Raw genomic sequence first — 16,759 nt, forward strand, 5'->3', positions numbered from 1 at the left:
GGATGTGGGTGACCGATCCAAGTAAAGTCACACAAGCAGACGTTCAATTCAATGAAAAATATAAAGAATACCTAGATATATTGACGAAGCCAGAAAAGGGTTTGGTTGACGAGTATTTTCAAACAATTACAGAAGAATTGAAAACAGGGATCAATCAAAAAACAGGGAAACCATTAACGGATTTAGAAAAAGCGCAACGATGGTCGACCATCGCAAGTGCGATCGCAGCCGTAGCAATTGGTGCTTATTATGGAGGAAAAGGGTTCACTGGTAAAGAGGCAAACGTACCTAAGACGCCTACTTTAAAGGAAAATAAAGGCGGTAAGAATTATACACTGGATCGAGGGAAGAATAAAGGGAAAACTGGGTATAAGAAAGCCAGTGGGGCTAATCAAAAAGTAGTAGAGGAAATAACCAATCCTGTTTTAGAAGCTCCTAGATCTGGAAGCGGACTGAAAGTTGATGATATTAAACCAGTTAAAGGGAAAGGTTCTGTTTATGATATTGACCCGTTAACAGGAAAACCACCTACAAAACAAACTCAAATTATTATAGATGAATTTCCTAATGTTCCAAAAGCACATGGTTTCTCTGATATTATTGATAATTATGCTGGTTTAGCAGAAGTCACGGATTTAGGTAATGCTAAATTATATCAAATTCAAGGAAGCCAAAATGGTGTTATGGGACGTTTTGAGTGGATAATTCAAGACGGAAAAGTTACGCACAGAATGTTTGTCAGAAATCCAGAATTGAATGGAGTGCCTATAAAATAATGAATTATATCAATGAATTTAAAAAAAATAATATTCCTTTTTCTTGGAATGAGCTTAAAATAGGTAGATTTGGTTATTCAGAAAACGAATTTTATTTACAGGGTATACTTGATGATGAATTTGTAATGAAATACACCTTAGATTATCTATCTAAAAATGAAAATGAGGAAAATTCGTATGTGTGGGAGCTTGGAAGTCTATTTTCACCATATGACGAGAACGAAATATATAAGCTTCTTGATTTAATTGAAGATTCTAATGAAAAAGATTTGATGTCCTATTATAGATGGCGGTGGATTTTAGTCAATAATCTATTGAAGAAAATCTTAGATAAAGACTATGTAAATGCTTTGTTAGAAATTAGTGAATTCTGGCTTGATCTGAAATCCCCTTTCGATATGCCTTATCAATATCAAGGTGTGGAAAATGAATTAACCCCACAAGAATTTTATACTGAGGAACACTTATCTAAAGTTATTTATGACCATAAAAAATGGTTGGAAGATGAAAAAGAGAAGTTAAATTAATAGTTATCAAAATAAAAAAGGCACTCTACTATCTGATTGGAGTCGGATAGTAAAGCCTTGAATAGTAAGCGTGAACTCACTAATCAAGTTGCCAATAGCTAACAAAAGCTAGCTGTATTTATTGTACAGAAATTCAAAGGACTTTTCTAGTCTTTTCGAATGTTTATTAAGTGTACAATCATTTCAGCTAGAAAATGTAAAAGTTATTGAAACGGTATTAGTGAGTAAATAATAATCACTGATACTGTTTTTTCGTGTATCAAAATTAAAGGAGTGAGAAAAATGATTCAAACAGAAAATAAGCAAGCAGTTGAAAAAATCAGTCATCAAAATATTTACGCACTTTATGATGTATGGGAACAACTCCAATCATGGCAAGAAGTATTATCAGTGTTAGAAAAGTTTTTCGAAGATGAAAGCAGACCAATAAATAAGCAACAACTCAGTAGGCAATATCATGCTTGTTCTCGAATATTCATGATGTTCTATCTGGATTTTCGCTATTCTATGCAACAAATGGAAAAACAGTTATTAGAGTTACAAAGCAAGTAAAAGGTTTAGAGGGTTTAGAATGCTATTTTGCTAGATTCTGAGGGTGAAGAAAGAAGAGTTTAGAAGAACAGATTCAAGTACTAAAGCAAACGGTAGGCATGTTAGACTAAAAAAGCTCGAGGAACTAGCCAAAGTGATAGCTATTTTGTGAGTTCCTCGAGCACTGACAAATGCACATGCCTACTACTAAAAGTCAATGGCGATGAAATCGACGGAGTGAACCATTTACTTTTATTAGAGTGTTTTATGGATTGGAAGCGTCATTTTTTTCTTTTTCGTCCATGTCTTGCATAAATTTTTTTATGACGAGAACTTTCATCATTTCCATTTCTTCCTCGGTCATATTAAATTTATCTTTGCCTATTTCAAAGATAGAAAATAAGTTCTTTTTCATTTCGTCTGATAAGATTTGTGCTTCTTCTTTACTTAAATTTTTTAGTTCCTTTTCTGTAATATCTAAGTAATTAATATCTGAATTGCCTAAAAGATAGTCAACAGTGGAATTTAGTTCTGTCGCAAGTTCGACTACTTTATCAAGTTCGGGTTCTCTCTTTCCATTTTCCCAATTCGTATACGTTGCTCTATTAACGCCGACTAAATCAGCGATTGTTTGTTGTGTCATTTTTTTCTCGGTACGAAGCTGTTTAAGGCGTTCTGAAAATTTAGACATAGTTATCACCTTTCAAAAAAGTTTCAATATGACATTGAAAAATGTTGGCAATGTGTCGAAATGAAACTATAATTAGATTGTGTCAAATTGACACGTTAATTATAGCATGTTTACCTCTTGAATGAAAAGTAAGTTTTATGTTTGGTCGTGGTGCCATGAGCGCGACGCCGTCAAGGCAGGAGCGCAAGCAGTGAGTGCCAACGACCAAACCGAGCGAAGCTCGTTAGAGGGGCGCAAAGTAACACCGCCCTGACATTTACCAAAATTTGAATAGAAACGTTGATTTATCAGTATTTACAGCGATTCAAAAAGTGCATTGAAATGACCATTTTAGGAGGTGATAGGATGAAAAATAAAAAGCCCCCACTACTAATAGGGGGGTGACGTGCGCAAAATAGAGTAGAAGTATCTTGGAAAAGTAAATTTTTCCGAAAATGCCCTCACCACTAATAGGAGGGCTACGTGTACAAAACTGTACGATTACGATTTATAGTTGTAAGAAAAAAAGCAGAATTTCAAAAATAAGAAACTGAATTTCTTAGATTTAAAACTCTACCGTCGCAAGTTGAGTATACCATAATTTAAGAAATTCTCCAATTCAAGAAATTAGATAGGCTGACGCTTTCTTGCCCGCTACTCGTCAACATTGAGTATGTAGAGGCTTCAAACTGAGATTGCCACTATTTACTTGAATAGAACTGGAGGACTATGGATAGAACCAAGTATTTGTATGTAGGTATGGACATACATAAAGAAACCCATACAGCGGTATTACTGAATTACTTAGAAGAAAAACTAGGCGAAATCAAAATCAAGAACACGTTACAAGGATTTCACAAATTAGAAGATTATGTACTCAAACAAAAAGGGGAGCTGATACCTATTTTCGGATTGGAAGACGTCACTCATTACGGTAGAACTTTATCTATTTTTCTTTTAGATAGAGAGTATCCAGTAAAAGAAGTGAATCCGTCACTTTCCTATATGGAACGCATGAGTTATGCGAGTACACGAAAGAATGATACATGGGACGCCCAATGTATTAGTGCTGTATTAATGAGACGCTCCCACCTTTTGCCAGACGCCAACCCTCAAGACTATTACTGGACAATGCGCCATTTAGTTAATCGGAGAAATGCACTGGTTAAAGCAAGTACCAAACTAATGCAACAATTCCATGAACAGATACAAACAGCGTACCCGAACTATAAAGGATTTTTCAAAGAATTAGACTGTAAAACTTCTCTTACCTTCTTTGAACATTACCCGTCACCTAAGTATTTAGAACATGTATCAGAGGACGAATTAGGGTCATTTTTGAGAGTGCCAAGTCATAATACTTGTTCAACAAACAGAGCCCGTAAAATCCTTGATTTAGTGGCACAGGAGACGAGCAAAGAACGAGATTATCAATTTGCGAGAGATACAGTGATACAAAGCATTACAAGGCAGTTAAGAGCCTATCAACGAGAAATTAAGGAACTCGAACGAACAGAAAAACAAATGTATCAAAAACTAGATTATAAGCTAGAAACCATACCCGGAATAGATATTGTGACCGCTTGTGCCTTAGTCGGTCATATAGGGGATATTGAACGATTCTCTAGTTCAGACAAATTAGCGAATTATGCAGGTGTAGCCCCGTTACGTTTTAGTTCAGCGGGAAAAGGAAAAGATGTACAGAACAAGTCATAAGGGAACAGAAAACTATATTCAACGTTGTACTTTCTTGCGATACAACAAATTTATCTTACAAATAAGGGAGACCCTAGAAATCCAGTATTTCGGGCTTATTTCGAGCGGAAAGTTTCAGAAGGCAAAACAAAGATACAAGCGTTATTGTGTATTATGCGAAAATTGGTTAAGATAATTTATAGCATGATGAAGCAAAAAACAGCGTATAAATTGCCTGAAATTGAGGAGAAAATAGCCTGTTAAGAAAAGTGTGCTAAACTGTTGATATAACAATGTTTTAGCTAGTTTTTAACAAAAGTAGTTCTCCGCCCCGAGAAAGCCAGTGGGGCTAATGACTTTAAATTTGGAAGTAATTCAAAGAATCATTTGAAAAATGTAGAGGTGGTCAATACTAAAAAAGGGGTTGTTGGTGGTCATAATATGGATGATTTCAACAATGCACTTAAAAATCAAGGATTTAATCCAGAAGACTTGATTGTTTCAAAAAAACCACACCCAACTATTGATGGTATTTATGAAGTTGAATACAAAATACCTAGAAAAGATATGGCTGGTAATGTTGCGGAACCAATATCTTATAAGTATATTGAAAAACCAAAAACAGTTTATGACCCAACAAAAATTAGTGATAATTAAATGTATGAATGGGGGCAGACTGCCATGAATAATGGGAAAATCCAACCAGACGGTCGAACAATTATTGGAACTTCTCCAAACGGTGTAAAATTTATAGGCTATTTAAATGATGCAGGAGAAGTAACTAATTTTTTCCCTGTATTAAATTAGAATGATTGGATTGTGATACTATGGAAAATGAATTTCAAATTTTAAATGATAAGAAAAGTATAGATCAATTAATGTTAACCTATTTTTCAATAGTAAGTGGAAAAGATTTAGAAAGAGCTTTATCTGCTTTTAAAGAAAAAAAAGGATATGGAATAGAAATAGTTTTTGTTTCTTTTAAAAATGATTTAGATGACTACGATATGATGCAATTACCTAAAACATTAGATGATAATCATATTTTAGTTGAATTAGGTTCTCCAGCTGTCGAAGTAGATCAAATAGCGTATTTAGACTTTAAAACTTTTTATAATTATTTAGATGAAAATGTAAAAAAAGAAATTGAAAAAAATCCAGAAGAAACTGACTTAATAGGACTATTAAAAAAAGTTAAAGAAAGTTTAAGAATATGATTTTTATAAGATAAAAAAGGCATTCTATCACGAGATTGGTAAGTAATAGAGCCTTGAATAGCAAGGCCTAAACTCACTAATCAAGTTGCCAATAGCTAACAAAAGCTAGCTGTATTTATTGTACAAAAATTCAAAAAACTTTTCTAATCTTTTTGACTTTTTTTTATGAGTGGGTGAAAAAACACTGATCCGTTTTTTTCGTATGTCAAAAAATTGAAGTAGTAAAAAAGATTCAAATATAAAGTGAACAAAAAGTTAAAGAAATTAGTCATAAAGCTATTTGTACTGTGTACATTTGATCTTGGGAAATTAGATATGACCTGGGCCACTTCGATCGATGAACGGTGGAAAAATCGCGCTGAAGCAATCGAAAACAAACGAGCAAAAGAATTTGCGGAAGGGATGAAGGGTCGTTACCATTGTCGTGTCCAACTTGCCACAGGCGCTTACGTATGGATGTGGGTGACCGATCCAAGTAAAGTCACACAAGCAGACGTTCAATTCAATGAAAAATACAAAGAATACCTAGATATTTTGACGAAGCCAGAAAAGGGTTTGGTTGACGAGTATTTTCAAACAATTACAGAAGAATTGAAAACAGGGATCAACCAAAAAACAGGGAAGCCATTAACGGATTTAGAAAAAGCGCAACGATGGTCGACCATCGCAAGTGCGATCGCAGCCGTAGCAATTGGTGCTTATTATGGAGGAAAAGGGTTTGCTGGTAAAGGGGCAAACGCACCCAAAACGACTACTTTAAAGGGAAATAAAGGCGGTAAGAATTATACACTGGATCGAGGGAAGAATAAGGGAAAACTGGGTATAAGAAACCTAGTGGGTCTAAACTGACAGTAGAGACAACTACGAATAGTAAAATACCTACAATTCACAAGCCAAATACTGTGATAAAACGAGTCGATAAAAATGGTAATTTAATTAGTGAAAGAATTTTTGATGATAAAGGACGAGTAATTAAAGATATTCATCATACTGATCATGGCAATTCTAAAATGCATCCCAAAGTTCCACATGAACATATTTGGGATTGGTCAGATCCCAAAAAACCAAAACCATCAAAATAATGGATAGGAGATTGTTTATGAAAGGATTAATAATTAGTGAATTAAAAACAGGTTATGTAGCAAATATGGCAGAAATATTTAATATACTCCCGCAAAAAGAATTAGAAAAAATGTGGCTTATTAGTAACTACGAATGTAATATTTATCCATTTGAACAGATACCAATAGACAAAGACTATGTTTGGAGAAAGGGAACTGAACTAAAAGAGCTTTTTAATAAAGAAGAAATAATGTTTATTTGGGGAGTATTTACAAGTTTTCCAAGTAATACTGAACTAAATGATGTTTTACAGGTTCCACTACCAATAGCAGATGGAAATGAAACTTTGTGGAAGTCAAAAATAGAAATAATTCATCCTTTAGGAGATACAGAATTTATTTCATGGGATGGTACAGTTTTATTAGTTAAGTCAAAGGATCTAACTATTATTAATGAATTTATAAAAGAATATTCTTCTGTATCTAAAGATTTAGAAGAATATAATTCAAATTAAATAAAAAGGCACTTTATCACAAGACTGGTAATCGAATGATAAAGCCTTGACTAGTAAGCCATATCTCACTACTAAAGTTGCCAACAGCTAGCTGTATTTATTGTACAAAAATTCAAAGGACTTTTTTTGATGTACAAATCAGTTAAGTTGTCGACTATGAAAACGGAATGAAACTAAGACAGTATAGAAACTGATGACTATCTTGATTTAGTTGTGTTGCAAAGCTCTAATTTTAAACCATTCCTAAAAAAATATAGTATGATGGATATATCAACTATTGATCGTGAGGAATTCATATGAAAATCGGAATCATCGGCTTAGGAAATATCGCGCAAAAAGCATATCTACCTGTGTACTCTCAACTAAGAGACCAAGCAACGTTTATTTTATCCACCCGAAATGAACAAACCCGAAAAGAAATCAGTGAAAAATACGGCTTCAACGAAATGGTTGCTTCAACAGAAGAATTGATTCAGACTGGAATAGCAGCTTGTTTTGTTCATGCGGCAACCAAAGTGCACGGTCAACTAGTAAAACAACTACTAGAAGCGGGCATCCACGTGTTCATCGATAAACCGTTAAGTGAAAACCTAGCAGAAGTCAAAGAAATCCAAGCTCTAGCAGCAGAAAAAAAGCTGATTTTGATGGTAGGCTTCAATCGCCGTTTTGCACCGTTTGTGGACGAATTAAAAGCAGTTGACAATAAAAATATGCTGCTGATCCAAAAAAATCGAATAGCATCGGAATCTACAGCTAATTTTGTAATCTACGATTTATTCTTACATGTAGCTGATACACTTGTCTATTTACTTGATGATGATATTCGCCAGGTTCAAACAAAAATCATTGAGGAAGATGGTTTACTAAAAAGAGCGATTCTTCACGTAGAAACAGAAACTACGACAGCCATTGCTTCAATGAATCTCTACGCAGGAGCAAATACAGAAACTTACCAAGTAACAAGTCCAGAAGGAACGTTAGTATTGGAAAATCTAACAGATTTAACTAGCCAAAACTCGTTAGGGACACAACAAAAAAAATTTGGCGATTGGATAACTACATTAGAAAAACGTGGCTTTCAACAAATGGTGGAGGAATTTATCAAAGCAGTTCAAACTAATGATGGCACGTATTTAAAACAAGAAAAAGTCTTTACAAGTCATGAACTATGTGCTCAAATATTACGTAAGCATCAAGAACATATTTTATAGAGTCAGACTAGAAAGTTTCTCTTTGACATGCTAGAATAAAAAGGATGTTTGAAAGAAAGGAACGACTTTCGATGAATAAAATTGAAATGATGAATGAATTAACAGATATAACCTTACTATTTGATGAACCTTTGATGAATTTTACGTTTACTAAAACAGGTGGACCTGTGGATGTTCTAGCTTTTCCAAAATCAAAAGCGGAAGTGGCGACATTAGTCGAATACTGTAAAAGTCATGAAATCCCTTGGCTTGTCCTAGGAAATGCCAGCAACTTGATTGTCCGAGATGGCGGTATTCGCGGAATGGTAATTATGTTGGAAAATATGAAACAAATCTCTGTTTCTAAAAACCAGATCATTGTGGAAGCAGGAGCAAAATTGATCGATACAACTTATGTTGCTTTGGAGCATGATTTGACTGGTTTTGAATTTGCTTGTGGGATTCCTGGAAGTATCGGCGGCGCTGTCTATATGAATGCGGGTGCTTACGGTGGAGAGATTAAAGACGTTTTCACAAGTGTTGATGTGTTGTTGGAAGACGGGACGATCCAAACCTTTACAAATGAAGAGATGGCATTTTCTTATCGTCATAGTGCGATTCAAGATATGCACTGTATTGTATTAGAGGCGACTTTTTCGTTAAGCGAAGGGGAAAATAGCGTAATCAAAGATCAGATGGTTGAGTTGACTGCCTTAAGAGAATCGAAGCAACCATTGGAGTACCCATCTTGCGGCAGTGTCTTTAAACGACCAGAAGGACATTTTACTGGGAAATTGATTCAAGATGCTGGCTTACAAGGATTACAATGGGGCGGCGCTCAAATCTCAGAAAAGCATGCAGGGTTTATTGTGAATATCGATCATGCTACGGCTACTGATTATGTTGAATTGATTGCGCATATTCAACAAGTGATCAAAGAAAAATTTGATGTTGTATTGGAGACAGAAGTACGTATTATTGGTGAAGAGCGTTAAGAAAGAAACATTCGCTTCTGTTCTCACCGATTATCTAGGTGTCTTAGGGAGGGAGTGTGACTCGCGGAGTCATATCCCCCCCCTTTTTTTATAGTCTACTTTTACTCATGATCTTCTACAGTTAAACACTTTGTTTCACAATAATACCCTTTGCCACCAACAAACACTTTTTCTATATCCTTCTCGCTATTGGTGGATAATTTAACTAATATTTCAGAAGACGAGTCTAGAGAGTAACCTTGCTCAAATACATAGACATCTTTTTGCAGTGAGTGCTGTTCATAAAGGTAGCAAGCTAACGCACCGTTTGAAGTTCCAGTGGCTGCTTCTTCATTAATGTCATATAGTGGAGCAAAATTTCTACAGATTATTCGATCATCATTAACCGTATATAGATGCATTCCAACAACCTTATAATGTTTGCTGATTTCTTTAATTTTATCAAAATTGGGTTTCAGAGCATGTAATTGTGTTTCGGTTTTTATAGGAATTAAAATATCTTTTAAGCCTGTTGAGACAATTTGAATTGGATAGTTGGTGTCAATATCTTCAATGTCAAAACAATCGATGAACGCTGTTGGGGATAGAACATCATAGAATATCGGTTTGTTTTGCTCCATGAATATAGTGTCATCTTTTATGGTAATCGTAAGAACACCGCTATTCGTTTCAATCGTATAACGATTTCTGAAGAGTTTATTTAAGTGCATCAGTATCGTAAAAGAGGCAATTGTAGCATGACCACATAAATCGACCGCTTCTTTTGGTGTAAAATATTCAAGTTTATAATCAGCAATGTTAGATTCTGAGATAAATGCAGTTTCCGCATAGCCCAGTTGTTTAGCTATTGCCATTTTTTGAGCAATAGTCAATGGATACTCTATAAATACGACTCCGGCTTTATTACCGCCTTTATGATCTTTACTAAATGCACTTGCAACATATACAGTTTGTTTCATACGGTACCAACCTTTCTCACGATAGTAAATTGTATTATAGAAAGTATTATGTATAAATGAACTTTCGACAGTGAAGATAAAAAAAGAGGTTGGGTCAGAAGTGTTTAACTCCGAGAAATAAGAAGGAATTTACGAAAATTGCTCTTCAAATTTTTGTGAATTTCGGCTTATTTCCGAAGGAGTTGCTTCTGCGCCCAACGTTTAATCGGTTATTAAGAGCCTGAAACATAACCTTTTTAGTTATGTCCCAGGCTCCTTTTTTTACTATTTTATTCAGCATTTGCTTGTAAATCTTCAATTTCAACGACTTTAAGATTCTTACGCTCTAAATTCTCAACAATCACGGCACAAGTCTCTTCAGTTGTTTCTGCTGGCAATGTAATCAAGGTACGACGGATAAATTCATCTTCACCGATATCAAGCGTAATACAGCTGGCAATACTGCTGTGTTTCGCAATGATTTTCGTCATCGCAGCCAAATCGCCTTGCTTACCTGTTGTCGCAATTGTCAATACATAACTACCACGCTGAATATTCCAGGATTGAGCCAAGATATTCAATAACGTGCTATGGGTTAAAATCCCATAAAAATAATTATTCTCATCCAGTACAGCAATATATGGTAATTCTTTGATCGTGAAAAAGACTTTAAAGAATGATGTGTTTACAAAAATAAATTTAGTCGCGTTTTTTAATAAATAAGTTACTGGCAAACTCATGTCTCCACCGTTTGCTTTATGGCGGTAGATGTGCATTTTATAGATATTTCCTCTAAAAATCTTTTCCGATTCATCTAAAATCGGAACACAACGATACCCTGAGTCTTCAAGGATCGTCAACGCTTCTTCCAAAGTGCAGGATTCATTGACAGTTGTAAGATTTTTCTTTTTGATAACAACGGATTTTAATAACATATTTTGACCCCCCGTAGGTTAAATTCGTCTGACAACGTAATGATAACATAATTTGAAAGAAAACAATAGTTTATTGAGTATCCATTGACATTCTGGTGAAAGAATGATAATGTTATTGAGTAAATTTGTGAATAGAGGAGGTTGAACAATGGCAACAAAAAAATCAGCACTTGCTTGTTCAGATTGTGGCTCCAGAAACTATTCTAAAGCCGTCAGTGAAGGAAAACGTGGAGAACGGTTAGAAATCAAAAAATTCTGTAAATACTGTCAAAAATACACGTTACATAAAGAGACGAAATAGATATTGGAGGAGCTTAAATGAAATTTTTACGTAGTGTTAAAGATGAGATGAAACAAGTTTCTTGGCCATCTAAAAAACAATTACGCAAAGACACATTGGTTGTTATCGAAACATCCATTATTTTTGCGGCATTATTCTTCGTAATGGATACAGTGATCCAAACAGCTTTTGGTTGGATTCTTAAGTAATTCAAACTAGTATTTCATTGCAAACAGTGCTATAATAGCACATGAGGAAAAACTTCGGGGGACTGAGGTTTTTTTATTTTCACATGAGAAAAAGAAAATGAGTGCAAGGCAGTACTTGTGACTCTTAATGTATTGTTCCATCAACCAATAAACCCTAAAGGAGCCGAATCAGAAATGGAATCATTTGAAAAAAATTGGTATGTATTACATACATACTCAGGTTACGAAAACAAAGTAAAAGCGAATATTGAATCACGTGCACAAAGCATGGGCATGGGAGATTTCATTTTTCGTGTAGTCGTTCCAGAAGAAACAGAAACAGAAGTAAAAAATGGCAAGTCTAAAGAGATCGTTCATAAAACGTTCCCTGGTTATGTACTAGTGGAAATGACGATGACAGATGATTCTTGGTATGTAGTACGTAATACACCAGGTGTTACTGGGTTTGTCGGCTCACATGGTGCCGGAAGTAAGCCAGCGCCGTTATTGCAAGAAGAAATCAATCACATCTTGCGTTCAATCGGCATGAGCACACGTCAATCTGATTTGGATGTTGCTTTAGGTGACACAGTCCGTATTATTGAAGGGGCGTTTTCTGGTCTTGAAGGTGAAGTAACAGAAGTTGATGAAGAACGTCAAAAATTAAAAGTGAACATCGATATGTTTGGTCGTGAAACAAGTACAGAGTTAGACTTTGAACAAGTAGACTCAATCTAAAAAAATAAAAAGCTGAAGCAGACCTGCTTTGGCATTAAGAGAGTGGAGCAAAACGAACGATTGTTTTGCCCTACTCTCTTCTTACTATAGTGACGATTGAAAAGGTGATAAAATGAAAAAAATGAACTATTACTTGCTAACAATACTCTTTTTCTTCTTATTTTTTGCTGGATGTACGAACAAAAAAGTCTCCGAAAATGGAAACCAACAAGCTGTAAAGAATTCAACGACAAGTGAAACAATGAAAAAGACAGCTATCCCTACACTATTTATTCACGGATACAGTGGTGGTGAAAGTTCTTTTGGTCGCATGATTAAAAGGATGGATAGACATGCTTTTACAAAAAAAGAGCTAGTCTTGATTGTTAGTCCTACTGGTAAGGTCCAGGCGCAAGGGAACTTGACTGGCACAGAAAATAATCCTAGTGTCCAAATTTTGTTTGAAGATAATAAAAACAATGAGTGGAATCAAGCAGAGTGGATCAAAAATTGTTTGGCGTATATCCACGATAAGTATGGCATAACAGATGTTAATTTGGTTGGACATTCAATGGGGGGAGCAAGCTCTTTGCGTTATCTAACGAAATATGATGATGCAAGTCTTCCAAAAATCAATAAATTTGTCGGTATCGCAGCACCATTTAATAACTTTGTAGACTTATCTAAAGGAGAGTCGATCGAAGATGTTCTTAATAATGGTCCTAAAGTTCAGAGTGAACGCTATACTGACTATCTAAGCGGAATCAAGAAAGTATCGAAAGATATTAAAGTCATGATTATTGCAGGGGATATCGAAGACGGCAGCCTAAGCGATGGAACTGTTCCTGTAGCAGATGCATTAAGTGTGGTTTCATTACTTAAAGCACACGGAAATGACGTACAAGAAAAAATTTTTTATGGAAAATCAGCGCAACATAGCCAACTGCACGAAAATACAGAAGTCGATAAATGTATTATAGATTTTTTATGGAAATAAACCACGAAAACAAGCTTACTGGTAAAGGAGAAAGTCATGAAAATCAGAATGAAAGACATTGCAAAAATGGCCAACGTATCGGAAGCTGCGGTTTCTTTAGTTTTAAATGACAAACCTTCTAGAATCTCTGAAAAAAAGAAACAAGAAATTAAAGCAATTGCTAAAGAATTGAATTACGTTCCGAATATCGCAGCTCAAAGCCTTGCCAAAAAAGCGTCACAGACCATTGGTGTTGTTATTCCAGATATTGAGAATCCTTTTTTTTCGAAGCTTTGCAAACAATTAGAAGAAGGGTTTAGAACATTGGGCTATTTAACCATTATCGTCAATTCTAATGATGATTTTACTGTTGAAAAAAATCTGATTCAAATGCTGTTGAATCGTGGTGTTGATGGCTTGATCATTGCTTTGTCGAATGCGTCTTTTTCATTTAAAGCAGAACAAGAACAGTTTTTAAAAGAAATCGATGCACCGTTTGTTTTAGTTGATAGGCACGTTTCATTCACTGGGGTCAATCAAGTCTATTTTGATAGCGAAGCTGGTGGAAAACTTTCTGCAGAATATCTTCTAAAAAATGGTCATCGGAATATTGCCTTCATGACGGGAGATTTTAAAGTCCCGAGTACACTGGATCGACTTAATGGCTATAAACAAGCATTGGAAAGTTATGGTGTAAAAGTAAAAGAAGAATACATCATTGAAACGGGGTATCGTTTTAATTGCGGTATGGAAAAAGCAAAGGAACTTTTTGCGTTAACGGATGTAACAGCTGTTCTCACCTCCAATGATATGGTTGCTTTTGGTGTATTGAAACAGGCATTGAGCAACGGGAAAACGATCCCAGATGATCTTTCAATCATTGGGTATGACCGTTTGGAGTTAGCAGATATTCTTGGAATTTCATTAGCCACAGTAGAGCAAAATAGTTTGGCATTAACAGAACAAGCTGTTGGATTACTGAAGAATATACTAACTAGTCGAAAAGTAAAAACAGAAACAATCATTCTGAAACCAATGTTATTTAAAGGGGAAAGTGTCAAAAATTTAAAATAAGTATTGACGAAATTTAAATAAAGCGCTATCATAATGAGCAGATAGATTAAGCGGTTAATCTAAAAATACTTTTTTATTTCTGAAAAAGTATTTTTTTTATACTAATTAGGTAATGCGCTTAACCTAAGAAGGAGGAAGGATTTATGATAAGAGAAAAAAGACCGATCATCATCGACACAGACCCAGGAATTGACGACGCAGTAGCTTTATCGATTGCCCTTAATCATTCAGAATTAGACGTTAAGTTGCTAACAACTGTTGCAGGAAATGTAAACGCAAACAAAACGACAGAGAATACTTTGAAGCTAGTGTCCTTTTTTGATAAACAAGTACCTGTTGCAAAAGGCTGTGACAAACCTTTATTGATCCAACTTGAAGATTCAGCAGAAATTCATGGAGAAAGTGGGATGGACGGATACGATTTCCCGCAAGCTACAACAAAAGCTCTTGCTGTACATGCTGTTGAAGCAATGAAAGAGTGTATCCTTGGAAGTAAGGAGCCCATTACTCTAGTTCCAATCGCTGCATTAACGAATATTGCCTTACTTTTTAGTATGTATCCAGAAGTAAAGCAGAATATTAAAGAAATCGTTATGATGGGCGGTTCATTATCAAGAGGAAACACGAATACAAGCGCAGAATTTAATACGTATGTTGATCCACACGCAGCTCAAATTGTTTTCCAAGCAGGCGTTCCGATCGTAATGGTTGGCTTAGACGTAACCAGTACTGCAGTACTGACAAGAAATGAAACAGAAAAAATCAAAGAATTTGGAAAAGTTGGCAACATGTTCTACTCATTATTCCAGCATTATCGCGGTGGTAGTTTGCAGACTGGGTTGAAAATGCACGATGTTTGCGCTATTGCTTATTTAACAGATCCAGATTTATTTACAGTTCAAGAAACATTTATTGAAATCGCTTTAGAAGGTCCAGCAGCAGGTGCCACCGTAGCAGATTTGAAAATGAAATACCATGATACAACAAATGCAACAGCGTGTTTAGCTATCGATATCCCCGCTTTTCAGAATTGGGTCGTAACGAATTTAGAAAAAATAAATTAAAAAAGGGGTCATACTATGATCGAGTCATTATTAGTATTAATTGTTTTAGCTCTTGTTGCTTATTTGATTATTAAAAATTATCATCCGGCCTTAAGTTTGATCAGCGGTGCATTGATTTTGTTACTGTTTGCGGTGTTATTAGGGCACCCATTATACCCAGCAGGTGAAGGAACTGGCTTAGCATTTTTTGATATTTTCTTGAAATTTAAAGATACGATCATTGCCCAAGTTAGTTCGGCAGGAATTGTGATCATGATTTTGTTTGGTTACTCTGGCTATATGAATGTTATTGGCGCAAATCAAGTTGCTGTAAATAGTTTGGTTAAACCGTTACAAAAAATAAAATCAAAAGCATTATTTGTACCACTTGTTTTCTTAGTCGGTAACTTAATGTCTTTAGTTGTACCAAGTGCTTCTAGCTTAGCGATTATTTTGATGGCGATTTTATACCCAATGTTAGCAAGTATGGGAATTTCTTCTTTAACTGCGGCGGGTGTAATTGCCATGACAGCAACAATCATGCCTACACCTCTTGGAGCAGACAATGTTATTGCAGCTCAAACGTTAGATTATGATTTATTGACCTATGTTGCATGGAACGCTAAAATTTCGATACCTACTCTATTGATCATGGCTGTAGCTCATTATTTCTGGCAAAAATACTGTGATAAAAAAGAAGGTGAGTCTGCTTTTATTGCAATCAAAAATGATGAACTAGCTCAAAAAGAAGAAGTAGATACACCGAAAATTTATGCTCTTTTACCTTTGTTACCGTTGATTTTAATTTTGGTCGTCGGGATTACAAGCATGTTTGTGAAAGGGATTCAAATGGATATTTTTGTTTTGACATTCATTTCGTTTTTCATTGCTGTAGCATTTGAAACAATTAGGCATAGATCGTATAAAAAAATTCAAGACTCTGCTGCTGAGATGTTTAAAGGGATGGGACAAGGTTTTAGTCAAGTTGTGATGCTCGTTGTCGGTGGTTCTTTATTCACAACAGCAGTTCAGTCTTTAGGGATTATTGATAGTTTGATGGCCTCTGTTGAATCATCTGCATCAGCTGGATTAGTCACCACATTGATTTTTAGCGGTGCAACTACTTTATTTGGTATTTTAAGTGGTGGCGGATTGGCTATGTTTTATGCTGTGATCGAGTTGATTCCAGATATAGCATCTAAGGCTGGAATTGATGGGATTTTAATTTCATTACCAATGCAAATGATCGCAAACTTAGCAAGAACGATTTCTCCAGTAGCGGCAGTTGTGATGATTGTTGCATCGACTGTGGATGTCAGCCCCGTTCGTATTTTGAAACGGACAAGTGTTCCGACAATCATAGGAATTATTTGTGTTGTTGTATTATCGATTCTGTTACTTCCTTATTAAGTTGGTGAACTGAACCCTCTC

Annotated in this window: 21 protein-coding genes and 1 pseudogene; 19 read left to right on the forward strand and 3 right to left on the reverse strand. The window is 35.3% G+C overall.

Annotation, left to right across the window (positions count from 1 at the left end):
* The 3 genes from BCR22_RS15395 to BCR22_RS07410 all read left to right on the forward strand — a co-directional run.
* On the forward strand, positions 1-776 hold a 776-nt coding region (locus BCR22_RS15395; protein ID WP_205634353.1), incomplete at its 5' end, for a hypothetical protein.
* Positions 776-1,303 carry a DUF2247 family protein gene (locus tag BCR22_RS07405; protein ID WP_069654312.1) on the forward strand — a complete coding sequence of 176 codons (528 nt, stop codon included), beginning with the start codon at positions 776-778 and terminating at the stop codon, positions 1,301-1,303. The genes BCR22_RS15395 and BCR22_RS07405, both read left to right, overlap by 1 nt.
* Before the next feature lie 282 nt (positions 1,304-1,585).
* Positions 1,586-1,855, forward strand: coding sequence for a hypothetical protein (locus BCR22_RS07410; protein WP_083241775.1), 270 nt, complete (start codon positions 1,586-1,588; stop codon positions 1,853-1,855).
* 244 nt (positions 1,856-2,099) lie between these two features.
* On the opposite strand, the gene BCR22_RS07415 is transcribed toward BCR22_RS07410, so the two are convergent.
* The gene (locus tag BCR22_RS07415; RefSeq protein ID WP_069654314.1) at positions 2,100-2,525 is read right to left on the reverse strand and encodes a helix-turn-helix domain-containing protein; all 426 of its coding nucleotides are present in this window, start codon (positions 2,523-2,525) and stop codon (positions 2,100-2,102) included.
* 708 nt (positions 2,526-3,233) lie between these two features.
* Between BCR22_RS07415 and BCR22_RS07420 the strand changes: the two genes are divergently transcribed.
* The 9 genes and pseudogenes from BCR22_RS07420 (at position 3,234) to murB (ending at position 9,177) form a co-directional block, all read left to right on the forward strand.
* Entirely contained in the window at positions 3,234-4,220 is a 987-nt protein-coding gene (locus BCR22_RS07420) for an IS110 family RNA-guided transposase (protein WP_205634354.1), read from the forward strand.
* Positions 4,221-4,583: 363 nt separating this feature from the next.
* A pseudogene (locus BCR22_RS15570) lies at positions 4,584-4,856 on the forward strand (CdiA family toxin C-terminal domain-containing protein); the annotation flags it as partial.
* 24 nt (positions 4,857-4,880) lie between these two features.
* The gene (locus tag BCR22_RS15575) at positions 4,881-5,006 is read left to right on the forward strand and encodes a hypothetical protein (RefSeq protein ID WP_205634356.1); all 126 of its coding nucleotides are present in this window, start codon (positions 4,881-4,883) and stop codon (positions 5,004-5,006) included.
* Between the two features lie 20 nt (positions 5,007-5,026).
* Complete coding sequence (locus tag BCR22_RS07430) at positions 5,027-5,416, forward strand: hypothetical protein (protein WP_069654315.1); 390 nt, start codon at positions 5,027-5,029, stop codon at positions 5,414-5,416.
* 315 nt (positions 5,417-5,731) lie between these two features.
* Positions 5,732-6,265 carry a hypothetical protein gene (locus tag BCR22_RS07435; protein WP_069654316.1) on the forward strand — a complete coding sequence of 178 codons (534 nt, stop codon included), beginning with the start codon at positions 5,732-5,734 and terminating at the stop codon, positions 6,263-6,265.
* Between the two features lie 53 nt (positions 6,266-6,318).
* On the forward strand, positions 6,319-6,498 hold the full coding sequence (locus tag BCR22_RS15400; protein ID WP_069654317.1) for a hypothetical protein: 180 nt from the start codon (positions 6,319-6,321) through the stop codon (positions 6,496-6,498).
* Between the two features lie 17 nt (positions 6,499-6,515).
* Positions 6,516-6,992, forward strand: a complete 477-nt coding sequence (locus BCR22_RS07445) for a hypothetical protein (RefSeq protein WP_069654318.1) — start codon at positions 6,516-6,518, stop codon at positions 6,990-6,992.
* Positions 6,993-7,288: 296 nt separating this feature from the next.
* Positions 7,289-8,203, forward strand: coding sequence for a Gfo/Idh/MocA family protein (locus BCR22_RS07450; protein WP_069654319.1), 915 nt, complete (start codon positions 7,289-7,291; stop codon positions 8,201-8,203).
* 71 nt (positions 8,204-8,274) lie between these two features.
* Positions 8,275-9,177 (forward strand): UDP-N-acetylmuramate dehydrogenase, encoded by a 903-nt coding sequence (murB, locus tag BCR22_RS07455; protein ID WP_069654320.1) that lies wholly within the window; start codon positions 8,275-8,277, stop codon positions 9,175-9,177.
* 101 nt (positions 9,178-9,278) lie between these two features.
* On the opposite strand, the gene BCR22_RS07460 is transcribed toward murB, so the two are convergent.
* Positions 9,279-10,136: a PhzF family phenazine biosynthesis protein gene (locus tag BCR22_RS07460; protein WP_069654321.1), complete on the reverse strand. Its 858-nt coding sequence runs from the start codon at positions 10,134-10,136 to the stop codon at positions 9,279-9,281.
* A 269-nt stretch (positions 10,137-10,405) separates the two neighbouring features.
* Complete coding sequence (gene cbpA / locus BCR22_RS07465; RefSeq protein WP_069654322.1) at positions 10,406-11,050, reverse strand: cyclic di-AMP binding protein CbpA; 645 nt, start codon at positions 11,048-11,050, stop codon at positions 10,406-10,408.
* A gap of 148 nt (positions 11,051-11,198) precedes the next feature.
* Between cbpA and rpmG the strand changes: the two genes are divergently transcribed.
* From rpmG to dcuC, 7 genes are all read left to right on the forward strand, one after another.
* On the forward strand, positions 11,199-11,351 hold the full coding sequence (rpmG, locus tag BCR22_RS07470) for a 50S ribosomal protein L33 (RefSeq protein ID WP_010760564.1): 153 nt from the start codon (positions 11,199-11,201) through the stop codon (positions 11,349-11,351).
* 17 nt (positions 11,352-11,368) lie between these two features.
* Positions 11,369-11,539, forward strand: a complete 171-nt coding sequence (gene secE, locus BCR22_RS07475) for a preprotein translocase subunit SecE (RefSeq protein ID WP_025872850.1) — start codon at positions 11,369-11,371, stop codon at positions 11,537-11,539.
* A gap of 174 nt (positions 11,540-11,713) precedes the next feature.
* On the forward strand, positions 11,714-12,256 hold the full coding sequence (gene nusG / locus BCR22_RS07480) for a transcription termination/antitermination protein NusG (RefSeq protein ID WP_010773265.1): 543 nt from the start codon (positions 11,714-11,716) through the stop codon (positions 12,254-12,256).
* Between the two features lie 112 nt (positions 12,257-12,368).
* Complete coding sequence (locus BCR22_RS07485; RefSeq protein WP_069654323.1) at positions 12,369-13,232, forward strand: alpha/beta fold hydrolase; 864 nt, start codon at positions 12,369-12,371, stop codon at positions 13,230-13,232.
* 36 nt (positions 13,233-13,268) lie between these two features.
* Entirely contained in the window at positions 13,269-14,285 is a 1,017-nt protein-coding gene (locus BCR22_RS07490) for a LacI family DNA-binding transcriptional regulator (RefSeq protein WP_069654324.1), read from the forward strand.
* Positions 14,286-14,428: 143 nt separating this feature from the next.
* Complete coding sequence (gene rihC, locus BCR22_RS07495; protein ID WP_069654325.1) at positions 14,429-15,349, forward strand: ribonucleoside hydrolase RihC; 921 nt, start codon at positions 14,429-14,431, stop codon at positions 15,347-15,349.
* A gap of 15 nt (positions 15,350-15,364) precedes the next feature.
* Positions 15,365-16,738 (forward strand): C4-dicarboxylate transporter DcuC, encoded by a 1,374-nt coding sequence (gene dcuC / locus BCR22_RS07500; RefSeq protein WP_069654326.1) that lies wholly within the window; start codon positions 15,365-15,367, stop codon positions 16,736-16,738.
* Positions 16,739-16,759 lie beyond the last annotated feature (21 nt).

The organism is Enterococcus plantarum, assembly GCF_001730295.1.
Lineage (GTDB): Bacteria > Bacillota > Bacilli > Lactobacillales > Enterococcaceae > Enterococcus_L > Enterococcus_L plantarum.

Excerpts from the sequence above, each read along its gene's own strand:
- cbpA (WP_069654322.1), bottom strand. The coding sequence starts at position 11,050 with ATGTTATTAAAATCCGTTGTTATCAAAAAGAAAAATCTTACAACTGTC.
- dcuC (WP_069654326.1), top strand. The coding sequence starts at position 15,365 with ATGATCGAGTCATTATTAGTATTAATTGTTTTAGCTCTTGTTGCTTAT.
- BCR22_RS07445 (WP_069654318.1), top strand. The coding sequence starts at position 6,516 with ATGAAAGGATTAATAATTAGTGAATTAAAAACAGGTTATGTAGCAAAT.
- BCR22_RS07490 (WP_069654324.1), top strand. The coding sequence starts at position 13,269 with ATGAAAATCAGAATGAAAGACATTGCAAAAATGGCCAACGTATCGGAA.
- BCR22_RS15575 (WP_205634356.1), top strand. The coding sequence starts at position 4,881 with ATGAATAATGGGAAAATCCAACCAGACGGTCGAACAATTATTGGAACT.
- nusG (WP_010773265.1), top strand. The coding sequence starts at position 11,714 with ATGGAATCATTTGAAAAAAATTGGTATGTATTACATACATACTCAGGT.
- secE (WP_025872850.1), top strand. The coding sequence starts at position 11,369 with ATGAAATTTTTACGTAGTGTTAAAGATGAGATGAAACAAGTTTCTTGG.
- BCR22_RS07415 (WP_069654314.1), bottom strand. The coding sequence starts at position 2,525 with ATGTCTAAATTTTCAGAACGCCTTAAACAGCTTCGTACCGAGAAAAAA.
- BCR22_RS07430 (WP_069654315.1), top strand. The coding sequence starts at position 5,027 with ATGGAAAATGAATTTCAAATTTTAAATGATAAGAAAAGTATAGATCAA.
- rihC (WP_069654325.1), top strand. The coding sequence starts at position 14,429 with ATGATAAGAGAAAAAAGACCGATCATCATCGACACAGACCCAGGAATT.
- murB (WP_069654320.1), top strand. The coding sequence starts at position 8,275 with ATGAATAAAATTGAAATGATGAATGAATTAACAGATATAACCTTACTA.
- rpmG (WP_010760564.1), top strand. The coding sequence starts at position 11,199 with ATGGCAACAAAAAAATCAGCACTTGCTTGTTCAGATTGTGGCTCCAGA.
- BCR22_RS07420 (WP_205634354.1), top strand. The coding sequence starts at position 3,234 with ATGGATAGAACCAAGTATTTGTATGTAGGTATGGACATACATAAAGAA.
- BCR22_RS07460 (WP_069654321.1), bottom strand. The coding sequence starts at position 10,136 with ATGAAACAAACTGTATATGTTGCAAGTGCATTTAGTAAAGATCATAAA.
- BCR22_RS07405 (WP_069654312.1), top strand. The coding sequence starts at position 776 with ATGAATTATATCAATGAATTTAAAAAAAATAATATTCCTTTTTCTTGG.
- BCR22_RS07450 (WP_069654319.1), top strand. The coding sequence starts at position 7,289 with ATGAAAATCGGAATCATCGGCTTAGGAAATATCGCGCAAAAAGCATAT.
- BCR22_RS07435 (WP_069654316.1), top strand. The coding sequence starts at position 5,732 with ATGACCTGGGCCACTTCGATCGATGAACGGTGGAAAAATCGCGCTGAA.
- BCR22_RS07485 (WP_069654323.1), top strand. The coding sequence starts at position 12,369 with ATGAAAAAAATGAACTATTACTTGCTAACAATACTCTTTTTCTTCTTA.
- BCR22_RS07410 (WP_083241775.1), top strand. The coding sequence starts at position 1,586 with ATGATTCAAACAGAAAATAAGCAAGCAGTTGAAAAAATCAGTCATCAA.